Source organism: Bradyrhizobium sp. RDM12, assembly GCF_051917485.1.
In the GTDB taxonomy this organism is placed as follows: domain Bacteria; phylum Pseudomonadota; class Alphaproteobacteria; order Rhizobiales; family Xanthobacteraceae; genus Bradyrhizobium.
In genome coordinates this window covers 6160649-6177977 of record NZ_CM133064.1, presented here as the reverse complement: position 1 = coordinate 6177977, position 17329 = coordinate 6160649, and the positions used below count along the sequence as shown (strand labels likewise).

The 17329-nt window shown below is 59.2% G+C and carries 11 protein-coding genes and 6 pseudogenes; 9 read left to right on the top strand and 8 right to left on the bottom strand.

From position 1 onward, the window contains the following. Positions 1–46: 46 nt before the first annotated feature. The 7 genes and pseudogenes from ureC to ACTGJ9_RS30275 form a co-directional block, all read right to left on the bottom strand. Positions 47–1749, bottom strand: a pseudogene (ureC, locus tag ACTGJ9_RS30305) (urease subunit alpha). Between the two features lie 9 nt (positions 1750–1758). Then, complete coding sequence (locus ACTGJ9_RS30300; RefSeq protein WP_456674049.1) at positions 1759–2064, bottom strand: urease subunit beta; 306 nt, start codon at positions 2062–2064, stop codon at positions 1759–1761. A 10-nt stretch (positions 2065–2074) separates the two neighbouring features. Then, positions 2075–2377, bottom strand: coding sequence for an urease subunit gamma (ureA, locus tag ACTGJ9_RS30295; RefSeq protein WP_456674048.1), 303 nt, complete (start codon positions 2375–2377; stop codon positions 2075–2077). A gap of 31 nt (positions 2378–2408) precedes the next feature. Next, positions 2409–3239 carry an urease accessory protein UreD gene (locus ACTGJ9_RS30290; protein ID WP_456674047.1) on the bottom strand — a complete coding sequence of 277 codons (831 nt, stop codon included), beginning with the start codon at positions 3237–3239 and terminating at the stop codon, positions 2409–2411. A gap of 221 nt (positions 3240–3460) precedes the next feature. Beyond that, positions 3461–4096 (bottom strand): urease accessory protein UreF, encoded by a 636-nt coding sequence (locus ACTGJ9_RS30285; RefSeq protein ID WP_456674046.1) that lies wholly within the window; start codon positions 4094–4096, stop codon positions 3461–3463. 136 nt (positions 4097–4232) lie between these two features. Next, positions 4233–5672 (bottom strand): GntP family permease, encoded by a 1440-nt coding sequence (locus tag ACTGJ9_RS30280; RefSeq protein ID WP_456674045.1) that lies wholly within the window; start codon positions 5670–5672, stop codon positions 4233–4235. A gap of 203 nt (positions 5673–5875) precedes the next feature. Further along, a pseudogene (locus tag ACTGJ9_RS30275) lies at positions 5876–7191 on the bottom strand (metal-dependent hydrolase family protein). A gap of 1028 nt (positions 7192–8219) precedes the next feature. On the opposite strand from ACTGJ9_RS30275, the pseudogene ACTGJ9_RS30270 reads away from it, so the two are divergent. The 8 genes and pseudogenes from ACTGJ9_RS30270 to ACTGJ9_RS30235 form a co-directional block, all read left to right on the top strand. Then, a pseudogene (locus ACTGJ9_RS30270) lies at positions 8220–8574 on the top strand (transposase); the annotation flags it as partial. A 786-nt stretch (positions 8575–9360) separates the two neighbouring features. Continuing rightward, positions 9361–10116, top strand: coding sequence for a FadR/GntR family transcriptional regulator (locus ACTGJ9_RS30265; RefSeq protein ID WP_456674044.1), 756 nt, complete (start codon positions 9361–9363; stop codon positions 10114–10116). A 90-nt stretch (positions 10117–10206) separates the two neighbouring features. Beyond that, a complete protein-coding gene (locus ACTGJ9_RS30260; protein WP_456674043.1) occupies positions 10207–11190 on the top strand; it encodes a substrate-binding domain-containing protein in 984 nt (327 codons plus the stop codon). A gap of 129 nt (positions 11191–11319) precedes the next feature. After that, positions 11320–11790, top strand: a pseudogene (locus ACTGJ9_RS30255) (ATP-binding cassette domain-containing protein); the annotation flags it as partial. Positions 11791–11877: 87 nt separating this feature from the next. Then, a complete protein-coding gene (locus tag ACTGJ9_RS30250; protein ID WP_456678678.1) occupies positions 11878–13215 on the top strand; it encodes an ATP-binding cassette domain-containing protein in 1338 nt (445 codons plus the stop codon). Beyond that, positions 13212–13802 (top strand): annotated as a pseudogene (locus tag ACTGJ9_RS30245) (ABC transporter permease); the annotation flags it as partial. The gene ACTGJ9_RS30250 and the pseudogene ACTGJ9_RS30245, both read left to right, overlap by 4 nt. Then, a complete protein-coding gene (locus ACTGJ9_RS30240) occupies positions 13790–15892 on the top strand; it encodes an ABC transporter permease (protein ID WP_456674042.1) in 2103 nt (700 codons plus the stop codon). The pseudogene ACTGJ9_RS30245 and the gene ACTGJ9_RS30240, both read left to right, overlap by 13 nt. A 20-nt stretch (positions 15893–15912) precedes the next feature. After that, on the top strand, positions 15913–16146 hold the full coding sequence (locus tag ACTGJ9_RS30235; RefSeq protein ID WP_456674041.1) for a hypothetical protein: 234 nt from the start codon (positions 15913–15915) through the stop codon (positions 16144–16146). A 195-nt stretch (positions 16147–16341) separates the two neighbouring features. Here the strand turns inward: ACTGJ9_RS30235 and ACTGJ9_RS30230 are convergent. Further along, positions 16342–16627, bottom strand: a pseudogene (locus ACTGJ9_RS30230) (IS21 family transposase); the annotation flags it as partial. A 149-nt stretch (positions 16628–16776) separates the two neighbouring features. Here ACTGJ9_RS30230 and ACTGJ9_RS30225 point away from each other — a divergent pair. Further along, entirely contained in the window at positions 16777–17271 is a 495-nt protein-coding gene (locus tag ACTGJ9_RS30225) for a beta-ketoacyl synthase N-terminal-like domain-containing protein (protein WP_456674040.1), read from the top strand. Positions 17272–17329 lie beyond the last annotated feature (58 nt).

Sequence of the window (17329 nt, the reverse complement as noted above, 5' to 3'; positions counted from 1 at the left end):
ACCGCTCCCTATTTCAGAGAATGTCGCTCGCTTGCGGCCCGCCTGCCTAAAAGAGAAAATACCGTTGGGCCATCGGCAGTTTGCTTGCAGGTTCACAGGTGATGATCTGGCCATCAACTCTCACTTGGTAGTTCTGTGGATCAACTTCGAGTTTGGGGGTCAATCCATTGTGGATCATGTCTTTCTTGCGGATTGACCGCGTCCCGCGCACCGCGACGAGTTGCTTACTAAGCTTGAGCTTGTCGCCGATCCCGTCATCGAGTGCAGCCTTCGAGACGAAGGTAACGCCGGTCGAACCGCGCGCCCGACCAAGCACCGCGTACATTGGCCGGTAATGTACGGGCTGCGGGGTCGATATCGATGCATTTGGGTCGCCCATCGGGGCCACCGCAATCATGCCGCCAAGCACGACAAGCGACGGTTTCACGCCGAAGAATGCCGGCTTCCACAGGGCCAGGTCGGCGCGCTTGCCGACTTCGATGGAGCCAATCTCATGCGCGAAGCCATGTGTAATGGCAGGATTTATCGTATATTTTGCGACATAGCGCTTTGCGCGAAAGTTGTCGTTGCGGCTGCTATCTTCCGGTAGGGGGCCACGCTGGACTTTCATCTTGTGAGCTGTCTGCCAGCAGCGCAAGGTGGTCTCGCCAATGCGACCCATCGCCTGGGAGTCCGACGACATCATCGAAAAGACGCCGAGGTCATGCAGGATGTCCTCGGCTGCGATCGTTTCCCTGCGGATGCGGGACTCAGCAAAGGCAACATCCTCCGGTATTTGCGGGCTAAGGTGATGACATACCATCAGCATGTCGAGATGTTCATCGACAGTGTTGATGGTGTAGGGGCGTGCGGATTGGTCGAGGAGGGCAGGATATTCGCCTCGCCCGCTGCGGTGATGATGTCAGGCGCATGGCCACCGCCAGCTCCTTCGGTGTGGAAGCTGTGAATCGCGCGCCCCTTCATCGCGGCAAAGGTGTTGCGAACAAAGCCGCTCTCGTTGAGCGTGTCGGTATGGAGCGCAACCTGGATATCCTCTTCGTCGGCAACAGTGAGGCAGTTGTCGATGGCCGCCGGCGTCGTACCCCAATCCTCGTGCAACTTCAGACCGACGACGCCTGCACGAATTTGCTCGCGCAGAGGTTCTGGGAGGCTGGCATTGCCTTTCCCGAGCAGGCCGACATTGATGGGTAGGTCCTCCACTGCCTCGAGCATGCGATGGATCGCCCATGGACCAGGTGTGACCGTGGTCGCGAGGGTGCCTACGGTCGGACCGGTGCCGCCGCCCACGAGCGTCGTCGTGCCGCTGGCGATCGCCTCATCCGCCTGCTGCGGTGCGATAAAGTGGATATGGGTATCAACGGCGCCTGCGGTGAGGATCTTGCCCTCGCCGGCGATCACGTCAGTCGCTGCTCCGACAACAATGGTGACACCGGACTGAATGTCAGGGTTACCGGCCTTGCCGATACCCGAGATGCGGCCATCCTTGATGCCAACGTCAGCTTTGACGATACCCCAGTGGTCGAGAATGATGACATTTGTGATGACGACGTCGGCAACCTGCAGGGCAAGCTTCTGCCCCTGGCCCATGCCGTCACGGATAACCTTGCCGCCCCCGAAAGTGACTTCCTCACCGTAGACGGTGTGATCCTTTTCGATCTCGATGATGAGATCGGTATCGGCAAGGCGCAGTCTGTCGCCGGTAGTGGGACCGTAGAGATCCGAATAGGCCTGACGTGAGATTGTAACCATATTCGCTCCCTACAATTTGCCCATGACCTTTGCGTTGAACCCGTAGACCTTCCGGTCCCCGCCTAACGCGACGAGCTCCACCGCGCGACTCTGACCGGGCTCGAAACGTACAGCCGTGCCGGCTGGAATGTTGAGGCGGAAGCCCTTGGTCCCTTCACGGTCGAAAACGAGCGCATCGTTCGTTTCATAGAAATGATAGTGAGAGCCGACTTGGATTGGTCGGTCTCCGGTGTTCGCGACCTCCACGACACGGACCTCACGGCCGGCATTAAGTTCGATGGAGCCGTCCTCGATGAAATACTCGCCCGGAATCATCGTGACCTCGCTAGGGAATTGGATTGTGAACAGTGACCAGCTTGGTGCCATCCGGAAAGGTCGCCTCGACCTGGATGTCGTGAATCATCTCCGGCACGCCCTCCATCACATCGTCGCGGGTGAGGAGCGTTGCTCCGAAAGACATGAGCTCCGCGACCGTTTTGCCATCACGAGCGGCCTCGAGAATGGCGGCGGAGATGTATGCAATGACCTCTGGATAGTTCAGCTTGACGCCGCGAGCCTTTCGCCGCTCTGCAAGTAGGCCCGCAGTAAAAATCAGGAGTTTGTCTTTCTCGCGCGGCAGCAATTCCATCGTGGCGTCTCCTTGATCACTTCCTGATCGTTCAGGTAGCCCATATGCGAGGTATCGAAGCCCGCTTTCCTTGGCCTTCGTCCCGCAGCACGTCCCAGGCACGAATGAATAGCGATTTACCTTCGGACATCTTGCTGCCGAGGTAGCGGCATACGATCGCCCGGTCGAGCTGGCTGATAGAGAAAACGCCTCGGGCGCTCTCATCCAAGCACTCCCGCACGCGCTGCGCAGCGGTTTCGGCGATCGGCCCTATGTAGACCATGGTCCCGACAATCGGTTGGTCCCTGAATGCGAACGGTGCGTGACTGAGGCATGAGTCGCCGTCAAGGGAGAGTCGTTCGAACCAGATCGGCCGACCTTCACACAACACCTCAACCCGCTGCTTGACGGCGCCGCTTGCAAATCTTTCGCCAGCAGCAGGTCGGCCTAGGCTTACGAATTCCCAGCCGATATATGTGGCATCGGCCGTCGCCAGCGACACGCGTGTTTCCACGTGAGCGTTGGCCCCACTGAACACGATGGTTTCCTGCGGAAGATACTCGCACACCGCGCCAGGCCCCACGTTGATCAGGGTTCGCTGCGTGCTCCTACTGCTTTCGCTGCGATAAAACTTGGTTGCGCCAGGGGTGGTTAGTAAGGCGCGCGCTCCCGCGCTGAGATGGCAGGTAATGTCGAGTTGATCGCCACCTGCCACTCCGCCGGGCGGATGCAAGACGTAGATGTGTGCCGCGCCGTCGGATTCAGGATGGAAAGGACGTTGGACGAGGAGCGGACCAATGTGCCGCCGCCGTATCAGCCGCGTTAAACCATTTCGGGGCTCGAGCCAGAGTTCAAGCTCTGCGGCCCAACAACTCGTTTCCAACGAGATGCTCCCTGCCGACGCCACGGCTCAAAACGCAGCGTAGTGCCACGCGACAATCACAGGTCGAGAGCTTAACCTGATAACACGCGGCTCACAAGGGCTGCAGCGCGCTCATGTCCGCTACGAGGCAGGCGTGACGGTTTACAGTGGCGGCGGAATTGAGAGGATACGTACCTAAGAGCGGAACAGCCGGCTATACTGGGTTTCATGCCATGCGCTGGTCATTGCCAAGGTGGGGGCGACATTGCCGATCTCGGTATCGGGCAGGAAATTGCTGTCTCGGCAGCTCGCTCAATGACCTGTATGGCCCCAATTAGAATACGTTGACCTGCGGTGTGGCCGAGAGGCACGAGCCGGATCGCCGCGGCAACTTGCGCCTCAACGACACTAAACATCAATCCTTTAAGGGCGTCCGCCGGAGATATCCGCCAGTGATGCGAGGCGATGGCGAACATCGCGGGATATGTCCGTGCCTGGCCCGGCGCCTTACACGCAAGAGGAACGTCGAGGTCGAGCAGCAGGCGGAGAAAAGCCTCGGCCATCCGCCGGTCTTCCGAGGCAAGCTCGCGGCTCTCCCGGCCGGCACCGAGCCAAGTATCATACCTGAGAAATTGCTCATGGTCGTTCAGTTTGAGGGCATGAGCCATGCGCCAGAATAGGGCTCCGTCGAGCACCGCATAGCTATATTCGAGTGTGCCGATGATCCATTCCTGGGCGCTGTTCTCATCGCGTATCATGCCGGAGCTCACAGCCCATTCCAGTCCCCTGGAATAGGAAAAGGCGCCGACTGGCAAGCTCTGGCTGACGAGCCGCAGCAGATGCAGCGGGAGCGCGGTCAAGCCGTCATGGAAGACCATGTTACTCTCCGTGTTGCGATCTTCGTACCACGATTCCACGGCGGCACCGTGGAACGCAGTCGAGAGAGAGCAACGGCAACCCCTTGTGTTATGGCGCTGAAACAGCACCGGCCGCGGTCCCGGCGCGGCTAAATCATTAGAATGAGCCGAACAGAGAACCCAGTAAGAAAACGGCCGCCAGGGATATGATGACCCCCACTATGACGGTCATCACCATGTCGAAGTAGCTTCCCGCATGGGTTTGTTTGCTGATTTGAAGAAGTAGAAGCACAGTACCGTTGTGCGGCAGGGCATCCAACGTCCCGGCGCTGATCGTGGTGAGGCGGTGCATAAGGGCGGGATCGATACCGTATACCCCTGCAAGGCGCATATACTCGGCACCAAGCGCATTCAAAGCGATGGCCATGCCACCCGAGGCGGTTCCAGTAAGCGCGGCTAATGTGTTCATGGCGACCACAAGAGATACGAGCGGCCCTCCCGGAATTTCCAGCACGGCGTCACGCACGGTCATGAATGCGGGCATTGCGGCAACCACCGCACCAAAGCCGACCAGGCTCGCTACAGTCATGATCGGAAGTACCGACGAATTCGCGCCAGCGTCCAGGCTTTCGCGAACAGAACCAAGCCGCGGATAGTTCACGATGATTACCGTCAAAATTGCAGCGCCGAGGGCAAGAAGCACCGACCACACACCAATCAAGGCGCCGACGTCAACGCCCCATCGCTCGGTTTCAAGGAATGAAAGGTCGACGCGCGGAAAAACCACTAGCGCCATTACGAAGTTTACCGTGATAACGACGACGAGCGGCAGTAGGGCGAAAATGAAGGGTGGTATACTGGCACTGCGCTTGCCGTGCTCAAATTCCGCCGGGTCGAAATCGCCCGACAAGGTAGCCTGTTCTCGCACTTTTTCACTGATGGCGACGACATCCGGATCGTCAACATAGGACTCACCCGCCGCGCGAGCCTTCGCTTCTGCTCGGCTCAGCCACCAAAGCCCGAAAAGCAGAGTTATGATTGAGGCTATGATACCGAGACCGGGCGCTGCAAAGGTTGTTGTTCCGAAATATGGCATCGGGATCGCATTGTTGGTGGATGGCGTCCCGGGCATTGCGGACATCGTGAATGTAAACGCCCCAAGTCCGATTGCCGCCGGCATGAGTCGGCTCGGCAGATTCGCGGCCTTGAACATCTCACGAGCCATCGGCACGAGGACGAAGAACGCGACAAACACGCTCACGCCGCCATAGGTCACAACAGCGGAGGCAAGCACCACCGAGAGCATCGTCCGCTGAACGCCCAGCTTTTCCGTGAGATACCGTGCGATCGAAGTGATCGAACCGGTATCATCCATCAGCTTTCCAAAGATTCCACCCAGCAAGAAAAGTGGGAACCACTGTGCGACAAATCGGGCTGTGCCTCCCATAAAAGTCTGCGTCCAATGGGCTAACAGTGGTTCTCCAGCAATTAGAGCCGCAATTGCGGCCGCCACCGGCGACAGTAACAAGACGCTCCAGCCCCGATAGGCGAACCACATCAGCAGGGCTAATGCGAGTAGTATTCCAACGAGTCCCATGAGCTGACCTTCTAGGTGAATTCGTGCCGCGAGAACCCAAGGATCGAGAGCCTAGATCGCCTTGGCTTCGATGTACGAGGTTAGCGGACGGCGAAACGGTAGCAGTGTCAGATTTTACGTACGGTCGCTTGCCTTCACTCAGCATTAAAGCCCACGGCGCGAAGCGCCGTGCTTCGCATGTAGGGGATTTTCGGACAGAACGCTTACTTCGGCACGATGTTTTTGTAGATACTTCCATTCTTCATGATCAAGAGAAAGTTCTGCTCCGGATTGGCGATGAGCTGAATGTTCTCGAGCGGATTCCATCAACAAGGAGGAGGTCAGCGAGTGCGCCCTGTTCAATGACACCTAAGCGTCCAGGATAGGGATTACGTTCCCCGGATAGTGCTAGGAGCTCGGCATTGGTGCTCGTGGCCATGGCGAGCGCCTCGGCGGGCAAATACCAGCGAACAAGCGAGGCAAGAATCGCGCCTTGGCGTTGCGCCAAAGCGTGTGAGAACAATACGTCGGTGCCCCAGGCGGTCTTGATGTTATATTTTCTTGCCAGTTCATACGTCCTGGCTATTCCGGGCCAGACCTTCTCGGCTTTATCCCTTTGAACGGTGCCGGCAGGAAATCCTTGCTTCAGTTCGTCTGGCAGCGGTTGCGTACTCAACCAGATCTGCTTCTCGGCCATCAGGCGCGCCGTGCTCTCATCCATCAGAAATCCGTGTTCGATGCATCTGACGCCGGCCGCGATCGACCGTTGGATGGCCGCTGACGTGAAGGCGTGGACCGTGACGTAAGTCCCCCAGTTGTCGGCGGCTTCGACGGCCACACGCAGTTCTGCCTCGGTAAACGTCGATACATCGATCGGGCTGAAAGGTGATGATACGCCGCCGCCCGCCGTAAGCTTTATTTGCGAGGCGCCCTGCTTGAGTTGCTCGCGAACCCGCAGTCGTACCTCGTCCGGGCTGTCGGCCACCGCGCTGCCGCCAATCAGTTCCATGCGTGAGAGCATGCCGCCGATTGTTCGAGGAAGTTCGGACAATTGGCGGAAGTCACCATGGCCGCTGGTCACGGTAATCACCGCACCGGACGGGTAAATGCGGGGTCCCCGAACGAGTCCCTCATCGATGGCGCGCTTGAGACCAAAGACCGGCCCTCCCACATCGCGGACTGTGGTAAAGCCTCGCATAAGCGTGTCGGTCGCCTCGTCGGCGGCGGCAATATTGTTGTACCCGACGTCGCCGGCGATCGCCTGCGTGGGGTTTGAACGTATCATCATCGCATGCCAATGGGCATCGATCAGGCCAGGCATCAACGTGCGGCCGCCACCTGCGATCACCGTAGTACCCGGCTCGGCATCTATCTTCGCGCTGGAAATACGCTCGATAAGATTGCCCCTGACAAGCACGTCGGAGGGAGGTGAGAGCGCCTTGCTCTTGCCATCGAAGATCTGGACATTCTGAAATAATGTCGCGGAGCTTCCCGGTGACGTGCCTTGCGCGCGGACGTCGCGCGCAGTCGAAGCAACCAAAGCAACAAGCGCCACGGTAACGATCGTTCGAAAAGAGGAATGAATTCTTCTCACCTGCACACCTGCCGTTGGGTGGTTCGCCTGAGAACTCAATGTCCGCCAAGTAGGCCGTTGCAAAAGCACGTGCTGATCGTGAAGATCAGTCGAGCCTAGACCAGCATCGATACTTTCGCAACTTGCGGCGGCAGAGATCTACAGGAGGTTGTGCATCGGAGGAATTCTTAACGGCTGCTCGGGCACACTAGATATCGTCATGCGCAACGATGCCGCTTTCAGTTTCCAGCGTATCGATACGTCCTCCAGCCGACGCAAGGCTGAAGGGGATAGGTTTGCGAGCTTAGCAAGCTTCTCACGTCCGAGGCGATAAGCGCTCTTTGCCGCTGCAACTTCCGTCCGGTTATTTGCTTCTTGCCGGTCATGTAGATTGCGCCCTTGTTAACATCTCAGCTCGAACGGAACGCAGATCACCAATGCGTCCAACGCAACGCATGAGAGAATCCGCCATCGTGCCTAGTTTTCCTTGAGGACCTGGGTGGACCGAGAGGACCCGCTGGCCCGGGCGGACCAAACGGCCCCGGCTGACGACAGTTTGGTGTCACGACGTTTCTCTCGTCCTGCGGACGTGATCTTGACTATGCATGTCGAGGGAAACTCTCCAACTGAACCCCCGGTCGAGGTACTCTCCGCCTGGACGGTCTTGCTTGGAATAGGTCGCCCTGCGATATGTTGGCCGTAGTGATGATGATCCCGGCACGCGCTTCTCCGTCCCATGTTGAAAGACAGGCAGAACCTTAGCGATAAGTCCGTAAAGAAACAGCCCGAGCTTAGAAGTGCACGCCGCGAGGAATGCTAAGCCGTCTCTTCGCTGCAACTATTCAGGTCGTGTCCCCGGAAGTGGTGTAGCTCGGTAGAGCAAACCCGCCGGACGCGCGCCCCGATATCGCCGGAGCGGACGGCTTTGCGATAGTCACCGACAGTTCTCCGTTAGGATGGGATTGCGACACGCCAACGCAACCGAGGAACCACCGATGGCCGACGATATGATGAACCTGCGCAAGCTCTTGGAGAAGACTCCTGATGCCGATCTGTTGCGAGAGATGATCGGCTTTGCCGCCCAGTGTCTGATGGAGCTGGAAGTGCAAGCCCAGACTGGGGCGGCCTGGCGGGCAGAATCCCGAACGCCTGGGCCAGCACAACGGCTACCGGGATCGGATCTGGGAGACCCGTGCCAGCGCGGTCCAACTGCGCATCCCCAAGCTGCGCAAGGCTCCCACTTCCCGGGCTCCCTGGAGCCGCGTCTCGCAGGGCGTCTCGACCCGTTCGGTCGACGATCTGGTGCAGGCCATGGGCATGACCGGCATCGCCAAGAGCCAGGTCAGCCGGCCGTTGCGCGTTCAATTTCGCCTCTGGCCTGCCGGTTCGTCGAACCTGAGGCGGAAATCGCAAGGAGTCTCCGGGCGTGCCCGCGATTGTTCCCGCTTTGCGGAGACTAACGACGGAGACCACTTCGATCGTGACTACCGCCCGTTGAATGCAGTGATCTGGGTCATTGAAAAGGACTTTACCAAAAGTTTATCAGCCCAAGAGGCCTGCAGGGCGAAACCGATCGAGCCACGCGGCCGCGTGGTGGCGCGCGGTGCATCAGCGGTTAACCTCCGAATTGAAGCTTCTCTTTCTGCGCATTGAATTCGTCTCGCGTTAGCAAGCCGCGATCAAGCAATGCCCAGTTTTTTTTGTGTTGGTCGGCACCAGTTAGCCGTGTTCTGTCGCCGACCACGAGGGAAGATGATCTGGTTTAGGCACGAATGCCGCAGAACCTACGGCGCATCTTTGGGGCAGAAGCTCCAAGTCAAATTGTAGCTGCGATCAGCGTTGTTTTCTGAGAATTGCTGACTCCTCCGGGTTGGTGGCGGCGGCTTCGAGCTGAGCTAACGACCAGCCCGGGAAAGCCGCGTCGCGCCCACGCCAATGGCTGTTGACTCCGTGCACGAACAGACTGGCAAGTGTCCTCGCAAGAACCATCGCGACCGAACTAGAGGAGACAGCCGGCAGCTTCACAGTGCTTGGCGCGACGCAGCAGTGCAGGTCTGCGCATTTGCACTCGCTTGACTCGAACAGCGGGACCAGCTTCTATGTAACTGGTCCTCTGGTCAGACAAGTGGATTAGTTATGCCACAAGCTCGTAAAGCCGGTGGCTCGGTGCCCCTTACGGAACTCCCCACGTTTCGCGAAGCAATCGTCAAGCGTTCGCTAACGAATGCAATCAGCGAAAAGATCGTCGGCCTCATAGCTTCTGGAATTTTGGAGGCCGGCGACGCTCTGCCGAGCGAACGAGAGTTAGCGGACGCTCTCAATGTTAGCCGTGCCGCAGTGAGAGGCGGCCTCCAGAATCTTGCCGCCCGCGGTATTCTCGACATCTCTCAGGGCGCCCGAACGCGTGTTCGGCGCAGCGACATAGGACCGGTGACGATCGGTATCGCTACCGCGCGCGCCATCGACGCCTACGACATTGAATCGGTTCATGCCGCCCGGCTACTCGTCGAACGAGAGGTCGTAAGCGATGCTGCCCGCAATATAGACGTGAAGAGAATTGCGCTCCTAGACACACTTCTCGAGGCGCAGAGAAACACGCTCGACGATCCCGTCCGCTTTCTCATCTGCGATCGTGAGTTTCACGCCACGATCTATCAAACGTCGGCCAATCGACTGCTCGCTGACTTTTGCACTGATCTTTATACATACATGATGGAATACCGGCGTAAGGCCATGTCGTCGCCTGGCGCCATAGCAGTCAGCTATGCAGACCATGTTGGAATCGCTGAGACGCTCCGTTCGCGCGATGCCGAGGGGGCCGCCCAAGCCTTTGCCGTTCACACCGGTCGTATCTACACCACCACTCACATCCTCATTCGCGGAGCAGGCTGATCACCACGTGATGTAAGTCGCATATCCTGGACGGCACGAAGACAACTAAAAAATTCGGCCGATTGTCGGTCGATAATAAGGAGGACTACCGTGGAACGCAGAGTTTTTCTCAAGCTTAGCGCTGGTGCCGCACTGGCTATCGGTACCGGCATTTCCGATGCTCCGAGGGCGGCTGCGGCCGGAAAGGACATAGTCTACCTTACGCCCGGACTCGATCTTCCCTTCTGGCGGTATCTCTCAAAGGGTATCGAGGCAACGGTAAAGGAAAAGGGGTTTGGCTACCAAGCTCTTGATTCCCATAACAGTGCGCAGAATCAGCTCCAGAATGCACAAGACTCCATCGCGCGCGGTGTGGCTGGTATCATTATCTCGCCCACTGACTCCTCGACGGCGCCAAGCGTTCTCACTCTCGCTAAGCGAGCAGGTATCCCTGTTGTAATTGCGGACATCGGCACCAACAGCGGCGACTATTCGTCCTTCATTATCTCTGACAATTACCGTGGCGCGCACGACGTCGGCGTGGCTCTGGCGCAAGCCTTGAAGAAGAAGGGTTGGGAAGCCGGCTCAGTTGGGATCGTTGCCATTTCTCAAGCCCGAAAGAACGGTCAGGCCCGTACCAAGGGCTTCCTCGACGGTCTCAAGGAGGGCGGCTTTACCGGCAAGCAAGCCGGCTTGCAGCAGATGCAATCGTACACGGCTGACGAGACTTTCAAGTTTACGCAAGACGTGCTCACCGCCAATCCCGATATGCGCGGCCTCTTCGTTCAAACGGACCAGCCGGCGATCGGCGCACTGCGCGCTATCAAGGCGGCCCGCCGTGATGGAGAGGTGCTGCTTGCTGCTTTCGACGGTATTCCCGAATTCGTCGACCTCTTGAAATCCGGCCAAATCGTCGTCTCGGGAATGCAGCAGCCCTATCTCATGGGCGAACGGTCGGGTGAGGCGATGCTCGCCACTCTCGACGGCAAGACGCCTGAGAAGGAGATCACCGTTCCGATTCTCGCGGTAACCAGCGATAACATTGAGAAAGAGCTGCCGGTCGTGAAGAAGACCGTATTTGCCAACGAAGTTTGAGAGCGCGGAATGGCACCTAGAGGCGGGGCCCGGCGTATTCCTCGGGCTCTGCCACGCGGCAGGCGCTTCTGGTTTGTCAGTGCGACCCAGCGGTTGCCGGGAAAGCGCAATTGGCAGGAAGGGTTTTGAATGCAAGTCCTGCAATCTCCAAAACACCCGCTTATCGCGGTGCGCGGGATAACAAAGGTTTTCGATCGTACGCGCGCGCTCGCCGGCGCAGATTTCGACCTGGCTGAAGGAGAAATTCACGGCTTGCTCGGCGCCAATGGTGCTGGGAAATCGACGCTTTCGAAAATAATGGCCGGACATTATCCGTTCGATTCCGGCGAAATGGTCTATCGCGGGCAACCCCTTCAGCTGCGCAGCACCCGCGACGCGATCCGCACCGGCATCGCGATCGTGATGCAGGAGACGAGCCTTGTGCCCGATCTTACGGTGCTGGAAAACATCTTCCTCCCTGAGCTTGGCCGGCCGGGACGGCTGGGCTATGGCGCGCTGAAGCTGCGCTGCGCCGCGCTTCTGGACAATCTCGGCCAGACCGACAGCCTTCCCCTGGACTGGGAGGTGCGGCGGCTATCCGCCGCCCAGAAGCAGCTTGTGGAAATTGCCAAGGCGCTCGGCGTCGGCGCCAAGCTGATTATCTTTGACGAGCCGACGGCTTCACTCAGCCCCGGCGAGGTCGACCGCTTGTTCGAGATCATGACGCGACTACGTGCCGCGAACCACGGCCTCGTCTTTGTCTCGCATCGGCTCGAAGAAGTGTTTTCCATCACCGATCGAGTGACGGTAATGCGTGAAGGGCGTACCGTTCTGGACGGCCGCCCCACCGCACAACTGACCCAGGCCGAGTTGATCCGCGCCATGGTCGGAGCCGAACTCGGCGCCATCTACACCGCGCCTCACGCCGTGACCAGCGCAGCCGAGGAACGGCCAGTCGCTCTCGCTGTGCGGCATCTTTCCTCAGCACCCGTTGTTAAGGACGTGAGCTTCAACGTCCATGCTGGCGAGATTCTCGGCATCGGCGGACTCGTCGGCGCCGGCCGCTCGGAGGCGATGGAGGCGATCTTCGGCCTTCGTCGACGCACCGGCGGCGAGGTGCTGCTCGGGGGCAAGCCGCTTCGCGAGCAAAAGCCGCAAGAGGCCATCCGTGCCGGTCTCGGCTTTGTCGCGGAAGATCGGCGCGCACAGAACATCGTGCCGGATCTCTCCGTAAGGGAGAATCTGCTGTTAGCCCATCTTGGTGCGCATCGCGGCTTCTTGCGGGCCTATCAGACGCGCGAGCGCAGGGTGCAGGAACTCATGCAACGCCTCGGCCTGCCACAGGAGCGGCTGATGGATGCTTCGATGCTGAATTTCTCCGGCGGCATGCAGCAAAAGATCATCATTGCCCGGTGGCTTCTACTCGAACCCAAGGTGCTCATTCTCGATGAGCCGACCAAAGGCGTCGATATCGGGACCCGCGCCAGCGTCTATTCCATGCTTCGCGACATCGTGGCCGAAGGCGTAGCGGTCGTGGTGGTTTCGTCCGATTTCGAGGAATTGCTGGGCATCAGCGATCGCATCGTCGTGATGAGCGATGGCCGGTCGATCGCCGATCTGCCAAGCGCCATGCTGAACGAGGAGAAGCTGACCCTTCTTGCTGCGCCTCGAACATCGATGGCGCGCAATACGCAACTCCTCGATGCGCTCGCCCATGAATATGACGGCGCGGGATTTTGGACCTTGATCGAGGGCAACAGATTCATTTGCCTCAACTCTGTGGTGACTCGGCCTGCGCTCGATCCGGGCTTCAGGCCCGGTGATGCGCGCGATCTTGCCGACACATCGATTCCGCGGGCGCTCAGCCGGCGTGAACAGATCTTCGTCCCGGAACAGGATGGAAGCCGCATGACCCTCATCATCCCGATGTGCAGCCCACGTGGTCACGATCTCGGATGGATCGGCCTCAGCCTGCCCCCTGACGCTGCTTTGCCGCCTCCGGAGCTGATCAAATCCCGCATCGATAGCCTGGCGGCAACCCTATGAGCATCGAGAGGCCCTCGTTCATGAGATCCGTTGCCGTTTCTGCTCCCGCGGGTACCTTTCGCATCAAGCGGGTCGCTCAGCGGCTCGAAGTCCGCATGCTTGTGTTGGCGATACTGATCGGTCTGTGCCTATCGCTGCTATCTCCCTATTTCCTCACGCGTTCGAACATCTTCAACATGCTCGACCAGTCGGTGGTGATCGGGATCGTCGCGGCCGGTATGACATTCGTTATCCTGACGGGAGGCATTGACCTGTCGGTGGGTTCCGTAGCAGGCCTTACAGGCATTGTCCTTGGATTGTCACTGCAACACATGCCGATCGTCCCTGCAATCGCAACCGCAGTTGCTGCGGGAGCCGGTATCGGCGTTGTCTCTGGATTACTGATCAATCTGTTCGGATTGGCCGCTTTCGTCGTCACACTTGGGATCATGGCGATCGGCCGGAGCCTGGCCTACATCGTGTCGGGTCAGACGGCGATTTCGAACATTCCGGATGCGATGCAGGCCATCGTCTACACCAACATTCTCGGCATCCCGTCGAACGTCCTGTTCCTGATCGCTCTCTATATCGTCGCATGGTCCTATCTCGCCTTCACCAAGGGGGACGGACCATCTATGCCGTCGGCTCCAACAAGGAGGCCGCTCGGGCCGCGGGTCTCAACACGTTGTTCTACGCCGTGCTTCCTTATGTGCTGTCGGGGGCTCTGTCCGCAGTGGCCGCCACTTTCTCCATCAGTCAAATCCTGTCTGCCGACCCGCTAATGGGAAATTCCATGGAGCTCGATGCCATCGCAGCCGTTGTTATCGGTGGGGCGAGCCTCTATGGCGGCCGCGGCTCGATGATCGGGACGCTCTTCGGCGTATTCATCATGGTGATGATCTCGAAATGGCTTGAACCTGATGGGAGTCTCACCGTTCTGGCAGGGCTCAGCCATTGGGACGATCATCATCGTCGCGCTCCTCGCCGAGCGGCTCGTCAGCAGCAGGGTCAATCAATGAGTACTCAACCGTCTCGCGCAATCAAGCTTTTCGGCACCGAAGAGCCGGTCAATCCGCTCCGCATCCTCAAGGCGGGCGAGCTCACGGCGGAGCTCGACGGGGGCAACCTGCGCCACATCAGCTATGGCGGGACAGAGGTGATACGCGCCGTTTCCTTTCTCGTGCGCGATCGCAACTGGGGCACCTACAATCCGGACATTGAGGATCTCAAGATCGAGGAGATGCCCGACCGCTTCGCCGTTACCTACACCGCTCTGGCCCGCGACGAACGTCAAAGCTTTCGTTACAGCGCCCGTATCGAGGGTATCGGAAGTGGCCAGCTTGAGTTCGTCGCCGATGGTCGGGCGGAAACCGATTTCCTGACCAACCGCACCGGCTTCGTGGTCTTGCATCCGTGCGAGGTCGCAGGTCGGCCCGTCACGATCGAGCATGCCGACGGAAGCATCGAGCAAAGCCGCTTCCCCGAGCAGATTGACCCCGTTCAGCCGATGCTTAATTTACGAGAACTTACGCATGAGGCGGCGCCTGGGCTAACCGTCACCTGTCGCATGGAGGGTGACGTTTACGAGATGGAAGACCAGCGCAACTGGACCGACGCTTCCTACAAGACCTATGTTCGACCACTCGCGCTTCCATGGCCCTATACACTTACCAGAGGTGACATGCTCGCGCAGGCTGTGCGTCTCACGCTGAAAGGACCCGCGATGCGCGCGGCGAGGCGGGCCAACAATATCACCCTTGCTGTTGGTGCGAACCTTAGGGCCGTTCCTCCGCTCGGTCTTGGCCTTCATCCGAACGACGTAGCTACAACAAAACGGTCTGCCGAGACGCTGCGTCTGGTTGGCGCAAGCCACGTGATCGGGTTTTACGACCCGCGCGAGGGACACGATCGTGGTACGCTCCTCGCCATCTCTGAGACCGCCGCCGCGCTCGGCGCGCAGCCCTGGCTCGAAGCCGTCATCACCTCGGTAGAAGGTTTTCGTGACGAACTTGCAGCATTGGGGCACGAAGTTGCAGGGCTGGGCTCGCCGTTTCCCGTTGTGCTCGTCTCGCCTGCGCCCGATCTCAAATGCACGCTACCCGGCAGCCCTTGGCCGCCCGCTCCTCCACCGCGGGGTTTCTTCACTGCAGCACGCGCGGCTTTTCCTGGCGTTCGGCTCGGCGGCGGCATGTTCAGCTACTTTACTGAATTGAACCGCAAGCGTCCTCCGGCCGACCTTCTTGATCTCGTGAGCTTCACAACCACGGCGACTCTTCATGCAGGTGACGACCATTCCATTACGGAGGGGCTGGAATCTCTGCCGGCGATCGCCTTAACAGCTGCCAAGATCGCCGGGAGCAAGCCGTGGGTGGTTGGACCAAGTGCCATCAGCATGCGGATGAACCCGTACGGCGAGGCCCCACTAGCCAATCCGGCCAATATCCGGCAGGCCATGAATTTCAATGATCCTCGCCAGCGCGGGTTGCTCGGCGCGGCCTGGATGTTAGGCTTTTTTGCGCGCTTCGCTGCTGGGGAGCAGCGGCGATCGCATTCGGCTCCCCTGTGGGTGCGTTCGGGCTTCTCCATTCCCGCCAAGCCTGGCCGCAGCCTTGGTTCGACGAGAATGGCGGCCTTTATCCCGCTTTCCACGTGCTCCGCGGGCTTGCGCACCTTGGCGGCGCTCCAATGCGTGCGATAACTTGCTCCACGCCATCCCGCGTGCAGGCCCTTGCCGTGGAACGGGATAATGGCCTCGAAATTTGGCTGGCCAATCTAACCAGCGGAGAAGTGATATGCGATGTTGATGCCGGCATCCGCAGTGTTGCGATGCTCGATGAAGCAAGCTTCGTTGCTACCGCGAGCGATCCTAACGCGATAACAAGCATTCTCCGTCCTCATTCCGGCAAGCGCATCGCACTTGCTGCATATGCAGTCGCACGCCTACGTACTTAGCCGTCGTGAGTGATGCGAGAAACCACTCTCCGAGAATTGGACCAACTCGCGGAGGTGTCGGCGACTGATACGACAATTACACAGACGGAGTCAGTTCGCTAACTGATAAGGTTTGGTCGCAAACCTTATCAGTCTCATGGAAAGCTTATCAGTCATTAGCAGGCTCTAAGATTCGCTAGGCGTTAAGGCCCCGCTCTGCAGGAAGCGGCGCTTGTAGAGACGCCCTTTGCCGACGGAGATCGTCTCTACGGCAGTTTTCATGTTGTCGTAGATGCCGCGGGTGTAGGTGCCTTTGAACAGGCGAACGCCCGGTCATGGGCGTCGAACACCATCTCCTGCGTCTCGCGCGGATAAGCCGCACGAATAGCATGCGGCTGTGACAGAGCCGGACATGGGCGGCCTTCACCATCACCGTGGTGCCGCTCAGCAAGACCACCTCGTGGCTCCAGTCGAACTGGTAGGCGTGGCCCGGGGCAAAGCGGGACGTAAGCCGCCGCGGTCGATTGCCCGCGCTCTTTGTGTCACCGTGGCGGCAGCGCAACTTTGAGGCTTTCTTTCTGACCTCTAGCAACCAGCGTGCTGGACGATTGATCAGCGGATCAATAATTTAGCATTGCATTTGATTCGAAAGTGTTCTCCCAGCAGAAAGTCTCGATTGTGACCGCGATTGCTGTTGTCGGCATTGGCTGCAGGCTACCGGGATATATCGACACGCCGGACGCCTTGAGGGGCGCGCTGCTGGCCGGCATCGACTTCGTTACCGATATCCCGCAGCAGCGCCGGAATGCGGACGACTACTACGCGCCCGTGGCAGGCGCCCCGAGCCGCTCAGTCTCACGCTGGGGCGCGTTTCTTGACGATCCATGGGGCTTCGACCATCGTTTTCCCGGCATCGGCGACCCCGAGGCCTTCACCCTGGACTCACTGCACCGGCTGTTGCTCGAGGTAGCTTGGGAAGCCGCCGAACATTCTGGTCGCGATCCGCGGCGCCTGCCGATCGCGCTCGAAGCCGACACCGAAATCCGGCTTCGCGTCATGGACGTGACGACCGTGCGGGCTCTGGCCGACCCACAGAGTGGGCCGATGCAAGAATTGCAGCCTGCCGGAGCAGATGCCCGTGACTGATCTGCGTCCGCTGCACGACTGGTCAGGGCCTCCTGCGACGTTGACTCTCTGGTGTCCG

Excerpts from the sequence above, each read along its gene's own strand:
- ureA (WP_456674048.1), bottom strand. The coding sequence starts at position 2,377 with ATGGAATTGCTGCCGCGCGAGAAAGACAAACTCCTGATTTTTACTGCG.
- ACTGJ9_RS30265 (WP_456674044.1), top strand. The coding sequence starts at position 9,361 with ATGCCACAAGCTCGTAAAGCCGGTGGCTCGGTGCCCCTTACGGAACTC.
- ACTGJ9_RS30300 (WP_456674049.1), bottom strand. The coding sequence starts at position 2,064 with ATGATTCCGGGCGAGTATTTCATCGAGGACGGCTCCATCGAACTTAAT.
- ACTGJ9_RS30280 (WP_456674045.1), bottom strand. The coding sequence starts at position 5,672 with ATGGGACTCGTTGGAATACTACTCGCATTAGCCCTGCTGATGTGGTTC.
- ACTGJ9_RS30285 (WP_456674046.1), bottom strand. The coding sequence starts at position 4,096 with ATGGTCTTCCATGACGGCTTGACCGCGCTCCCGCTGCATCTGCTGCGG.
- ACTGJ9_RS30240 (WP_456674042.1), top strand. The coding sequence starts at position 13,790 with ATGGTCCTATCTCGCCTTCACCAAGGGGGACGGACCATCTATGCCGTC.